This is a genomic window from Streptomyces sp. SID11385 (assembly GCF_010548245.1).
In the GTDB taxonomy this organism is placed as follows: Bacteria; Actinomycetota; Actinomycetes; order Streptomycetales; family Streptomycetaceae; genus Streptomyces.
Genome location: NZ_JAAGLR010001026.1, coordinates 1 through 5,782 on the forward strand (window position 1 = coordinate 1; position 5,782 = coordinate 5,782).

The 5,782-nt window shown below is 75.8% G+C and carries 5 protein-coding genes and 1 pseudogene; 5 read left to right on the forward strand and 1 reads right to left on the reverse strand.

Translation table 11 applies throughout. The features are described from left to right. Positions 1-662 (forward strand): annotated as a pseudogene (locus tag G3I42_RS31585) (MFS transporter); the annotation flags it as partial. A 228-nt stretch (positions 663-890) separates the two neighbouring features. Further along, positions 891-1,892, forward strand: a complete 1,002-nt coding sequence (locus G3I42_RS31590) for a sigma-70 family RNA polymerase sigma factor (protein ID WP_164291118.1) — start codon at positions 891-893, stop codon at positions 1,890-1,892. 68 nt (positions 1,893-1,960) lie between these two features. Here the strand turns inward: G3I42_RS31590 and G3I42_RS31595 are convergent, their stop codons facing one another. Then, on the reverse strand, positions 1,961-2,854 hold the full coding sequence (locus G3I42_RS31595; RefSeq protein WP_164291119.1) for a DUF3152 domain-containing protein: 894 nt from the start codon (positions 2,852-2,854) through the stop codon (positions 1,961-1,963). A 158-nt stretch (positions 2,855-3,012) separates the two neighbouring features. Between G3I42_RS31595 and G3I42_RS31600 the strand changes: the two genes are divergently transcribed. The 3 genes from G3I42_RS31600 to G3I42_RS31610 form a co-directional block, all read left to right on the forward strand. Next, the gene (locus G3I42_RS31600; RefSeq protein WP_164291120.1) at positions 3,013-3,696 is read left to right on the forward strand and encodes a response regulator transcription factor; all 684 of its coding nucleotides are present in this window, start codon (positions 3,013-3,015) and stop codon (positions 3,694-3,696) included. 194 nt (positions 3,697-3,890) lie between these two features. Further along, on the forward strand, positions 3,891-5,318 hold the full coding sequence (locus tag G3I42_RS31605) for a HAMP domain-containing sensor histidine kinase (RefSeq protein ID WP_164291121.1): 1,428 nt from the start codon (positions 3,891-3,893) through the stop codon (positions 5,316-5,318). Next, positions 5,315-5,782 (forward strand): hypothetical protein (locus tag G3I42_RS31610; RefSeq protein ID WP_239096808.1); only part of this gene is annotated, 468 nt, incomplete at its 3' end. The genes G3I42_RS31605 and G3I42_RS31610, both read left to right, overlap by 4 nt.

A 5,782-nucleotide genomic window follows, 5' to 3' on the forward strand; every position in this document is an offset into this window, starting at 1 on the left:
TCGCGCTCGGCTGCGCCCTCGCCTTCCGCGCCCTCCTGCCCGCGCCCCGCCACTTCGCACCCGCCCCGCTCGCCCCGCGCGCCCTCGCGGCGACCGTGCGCGGCCACCTCGCGAACCCGCTGCTGCTGCGGCTGTACGCGATCGGCGGGCTCTTCATGACCGTCTTCGGCGCGGTCTACACGGTCATCGGCTACCGCCTCGCCGCCCCACCGCTCGCCCTCCCGCAGGGCCTCGTGGGCTCGGTCTTCCTCGTCTACCTCGTCGGTACGGGTTCCTCCGCCGCCGCCGGACGGCTCGTGCGGCGCACCGGGCGGCGCGGCGCGCTCTACCTCGCCGCGGGCACGACGGCCGCGGGGCTCCTCGTCTCGCTCGGCGGCCCGCTGTGGTGCGTGCTGCCGGGGCTCGTGCTCGTGACGGCCGGTTTCTTCGCCGGGCACGCGGTCGCCTCCTCGTCCGTGAGCGACACGGCCCGTACGGGTCGCGCCCAGGCGTCCGCGCTCTACCAGTCCGCCTACTACCTCGGCTCCAGCCTCGGCGGCACCCTCGGCGCGAGCGCGTACCACGCGGCGGGGTGGGGCGGCACGGTCCTCCTCGGGCTGCTCGCGGTGGCGGGCGTCGTGGGCGTGACGCTGCTGGGGACGGTGGCGGCGCGGCGGGGGTGAGCGAGCAGCAGGGCGGGGGAGCGGCGGGGCGGATCTGCGCGGGCCCCGTACCCGTACCGCAGGCCGTCCCGCACCCCGTGTCCCCGTACCTCATCCCCCGTCCCCCCAGGCGGAATTCGGGCGAACAAGGGCCGTTGTCAGTGGGCTCCTGTAGCGTCCGCAGGACCGTCGTCGCGGCCGCGCGGGGGCGGGTCTTCCACATGCTTTTTTCCGAGCCGGGGGTATGTCGTGGGCGAGGCGGGGGCGACCGTGACGGACGCGCGTCTTGAGGAGTACCGCAGGGAGTTGACGGGCTACTGCTACCGGATGCTCGGTTCGCCCTTCGAGGCCGAGGACGCGGTGCAGGAGACGATGGTGCGGGCGTGGAAGGCGCTCGACTCCTTCGAGGGCCGTTCCTCGCTGCGCTCGTGGCTCTACCGCATCGCCACCAACGTCTGCGTCGACGCGCTCAACGCCGGCAAGAGGCGCGCGCTCCCCATGGACCTCACCTCGCCGCAGCCCGCGGCGGGCGCCGTCCTCAAGGCGCGCCCCGAGCCGACGTGGCTGGAGCCCGTGCCCGACGCGAAGGTGCTCCCGGCCAATCCGGCCGACCCGGCGGAGACCGCCGCGCTCCGCGACTCCGTGCGCCTCGCCTTCGTCGCCGCCCTCCAGCACCTCCCGGCGAAGCAGCGCGCGGTGCTGATCCTGCGCGAGGTCCTCGCCTGGCGGGCGCAGGAGGTCGCCCAGTTGCTCGACACGACGGTGGCGGGCGTCAACAGCGCGCTCCAGCGCGCCCGCGCGACCCTCGCCGAGCACCCGGTGCGGCCGAGCGACCCCGTCGCCCCGCTCGACGCCGCGCAACGCGCGCTCCTGGACCGGTACGTGGCCGCCTTCGAGGGCTACGACATGGAGGCGCTGACGGCGCTGCTCCACGAGGACGTCGTGATGTCCATGCCGCCGTACGACCTGTGGCTCGTCGGCCCGGAGAACTTCACGGGCTGGATGCTCGGCACCGGCTCGGTCTGCCGGGGCTCGCGCCTCGTGCCGACCGTCGCGAACGGCGCCCCGGCCTTCGCGCACTACCACCCGGAGCCGGACGGCTCGGGCTTCTCGCCCTGGGCGGTGCAGGTCATGGACCTGGACGGGGGCCGCATCAGGGGCGTGCACTGCTTCCTGGACACGGCCCGCTGGTTCCCGCTCTTCGGGCTGCCGGCGCGGCTCGACGCGGAGGGGCGGGGGGTGGCGGGCTGAGGGGGTGGCGGGCTGAGGGGGCGCGGGCCCCACACGGTACGGGCAGCACGTACCGGCCCGCGTCCGGGTCAGGGCACCGAGGGCCCGCCCAGGTACGTCCCCTTCCCGTCGTACGGCCACGCGTTCGGCGCGCAGCCCTTGAGCCCGTAGATCTGCTGCATCATCGCGGGCGCGGGGCGTCCGGGGCCGGGGCAGGTCTCGTGGCCGTGGCCGATGCGGTGGCCGACCTCGTGGTTGATGATCAGCGCGCGGTACTCCTTCACCGGGCCCGAGAACTCGGGCGAACCGGTCAGCCAGCGCTTGAGGTTGACGATGACCTGGCTGCCGACGTCGCAGTTGACCTCGCCGTGCGTGTCGAGTCCGGCCTGCCCGCACAGCTTGTCCACCGTGTCGGGCGTCGCGATCTTCACGTCGAAGTCGTGCGGCCCGGAGCCGACGAGCTGGAAGGAGTCGCGGCCGTCGGCCGTCCAGCCGCGCGGGTCGGCGAGGACGCGCTCGATCTCGCGCGCCGCCTCCGTCGCCGATATGCCGCTGCCGCCCTCGACCTGCACGGTGTACCGGCGCACGGTCGCGCCGTGCCCGACGAGGCCGCCGCTCGCCGAGGCGGTGGTGAAGATCCCGGTGCCGCTCTTCGGGCCGGGGTCCGGGGCCTTGGGCGAGGCGGGGGCCTTGGGGGAAGCCGAGGGCTTCGCCTCCGTGGACCCCTCCGCCCCGGACGAGGTGCCCGGTCGTCCGCGCGCCTCGGTGCGGCGCGCCTCCGGCGAGGAACTCGTACCGGACGAGTGCGCCGTCTCCGCCTCCGTACCGCCGTCGCCGCCGCGCGTGACGAGACCGGCGGCGAGCAGGGTCACGACGGCGAGCGCGGCGAACCCGAGCAGGAGTTGCCTGCGGCCCTTGGCCTTGCGGGTCTCGGCGCGGCGGGCGGTGCGGGAGCCGCCGGGGGCGGATTTCATGGGGCGCATGGGCGGGCCGGGTTCCTCGGTGTCGGCGACGGAGCCGTTCCAGGCTGCACAGCGGGCGTCACCGTGCTGGGCCGCCCGTAAGACCGTTCCGTAACAACCGCCGCACGCGCCCCCGTGCCCGAACGGATGATCGACCTCCGCACACGCATACTGGGCGCATGTCCCGCGTACTGCTCATCGAGGATGACGAGTCCGTCCGCCGGGCCGTCACCCTCGGGCTCCGGCGTCAGGGGCACGAGGTGCGGGCGGCGGCGAGCGGCGAGGAGGGGCTCGCGGCCTTCGCCAGTGCCGTGCCCGAGGTCGTGGTGCTCGACCTGATGCTGCCCGGCATGGACGGCCTGGAGGTGTGCCGGAGGCTGCGCACGCCCGAGCGGGCGCACGTGCCGCTGCTCATCGTGAGCGCGCGGGGCGACGACATCGATGTCGTGGTGGGCCTGGAGGCGGGGGCGGACGACTACGTCGTCAAGCCGGTGCGGGCCCGGGTGCTCGACGCGCGCATCCGCGCGGTCCTGCGCCGCCTGGACACGCCCGGCACCCCGCCGCCCGAGGCGCACGGCCCCCTCACCATCGACCGCGCGGGCCTGCGTGTCGCCCACGAGGGCACCCCGGTCCCGCTCGCCCCCTCCGAACTCCGCCTCCTGCTGACCCTCTCGGCCTCCCCCGGGCAGGTGCTCAGCCGTCAGCAACTCCTGGAGGCGGTCTGGGAGCACAGCTACCACGGCGACATCCGCCTGGTCGACGCCTGCGTGAAGCGCCTGCGCAACAAGCTCGCGGCGGCGGCGGACCGCGTCGAGACGGTCCGGGGCTTCGGCTACCGCTTCCGCGGGGGGAGCGGGGGATGAGGGGGGTGCGGGACGCGGGGGCGCGGGGGCCGGGCGAAGGTACGGAGACGGGGGCCGCCCCCGGCGACGGAGCCGCCCCCGGCGAGGGGACCACCCCCGGCGACGGAATTGGGCCTCCCCCCGTGGAGCCCGCTCCCCGCCGCCGTCGCCGCCCCCTCCCCCACCTCCCCTCCTTCGGCGGGCTCCGGGGCCGCATGGTGCTCGCCTTCGCGCTCGTCGCCGTCGTCAGCGCGCTCGGGACCGGCGCGCTGACCTTCCGCGAGGCGCGGAACGGGGTGTTGCAGCGGAGCCAGGACAGCGTGGTGGACCAGTTCAGGGACGAGGTCGGGCAGGTGGTGCCCGGTATCCCGACGCCCGCCGGTCAGGCCACGCTGCAAGAGCTGGCGAGCCATCTCGTCTCGGGGCACCGCGCGCAGGGCTGGCGCGTCGTCGCCACGTACGGGGGGCTGCGGGCCGACGCGGGCAGCGGCCCGGCGCCCGGGCTGATCGGACGGGAGCTGCGCGGCCGGGTGGAGACCCACTCGGTCGCGGTCTTCCAGCGGGTGCGCGCGAGCGGCGGGACCGTCCTCGTCGTCGGCCTGCCCGTGACGTACGCGGGCGATTCCCGGGCCCGGAGCGGCCTCTCCGTCTACCTCCTCGTTTCGCAGTCGAGCGAGGAGGCGTACGTGGCGGCGCTCGTGAGCGCCGTCGAGCGGGCCGCGCTGCCCGCGCTCGGGCTCGCCGTGCTGCTCGCGCTGCTCCTCGCGCGCGGGGTGCTGCGGCCCGTGCGGGAGTTGCGGGGAGCGCAGCGGCGGATGGCCGAAGGAGACCTCGGGACCCGGCTGAAAGTGCAGGGCTCGGACGAACTCGCGGGGCTCGCGGGGGCGTTCAACGAGACGGCGGCGGCGCTGGAGAAGTCGGTCGCGGAGTTGCGCCTGATGGAGGCGCGGGCGCGACGCTTCGCCGCCGACGTCTCGCACGAACTGCGCACGCCGCTCGCCGCGATGACGGCGGTGACGGACGTCCTCGCCGAGGAGGCCCCGCGGTTCGACAAGGACACGGCCGACGCGGTGCGGCTCGTGACGGAGGAGACGATGCGCCTCGCGCGCCTCGTGGAGGACCTGATGGAGATCTCCCGTTTCGACGCGGGGGCCGTCGCCCTGCACGCCGACGATCTCGACCTCGCGGAGTCCCTGCGCCACACGCTTTCCACCCGTGGGTGGACGGGCCGGGTGGAGACGGAACTCCCGGCGGGGGTACGGGCCCGCGTCGACCCGCGCCGTCTCGACGTCGTCGTCGCGAACCTCGTCGGCAACGCCCTCAAGCACGGCGGCGCGCCGGTCCGCCTCGCGCTGCGCCCGCTGCCGGGGCCGGGCGGCGCGGAGATCGAGGTGAGCGACCGGGGCCCCGGCATCCCCGGGGCCGCGCTCCCGCACCTCTTCGACCGCTTCTTCAAGGCAGGGGCGGCCCGTACCCGCAGCGAGAGCAGCGGCCTGGGCCTCGCGATCACGCACGAGAACGTCCGTCTGCACGGCGGCACCGTGACGGCGGCCAACCGCCCGGACGGCGGCGCGGTCTTCACCGTCCGCCTGCCGCGCACACCACCGGAGAGCCCGGCGCAGGCCACGGAGGTACGGGCATGAGGCGACCCCGTGGAGGTACGAAGACGAGGCGGCCCCGCTCCCCGCGCGCGCTCGCGCGCGCCGCCCTCGTCCTCTCCGCCGCCGGCCTCCTCGCCGCCTGCGGGGTCCCGCCCACGGGCGTCATCGAGGTCGGCGCCCCGGCGACGGGCCTGCGCCTGACCGACGGCGTCTACTTCTTCGTACGGGACGAGCCGGACACCCTCCGTGCCGCGCCCCGCCCGGACGCCTCCGCGCGCGGCGCGCTCCGGGCGCTCCTCCGAGGCCCTTCGTCCACGGAACGCACGACGCTGAAGACGGAGCTGCCGAAGAGCCTCCCCCTCCCGGGCCTCGCCGCGAGTGCCACGACCCTGGACCTCCGGTTCCCGAAGGGGACGCCCCGGCTCTCCGCCCGCGCGAGCCGCCAACTGGCCTGCACGGCCCTCCTCAACACCCCCGCGCCCGGCGCCGCCCCGACCGCGCCGCCG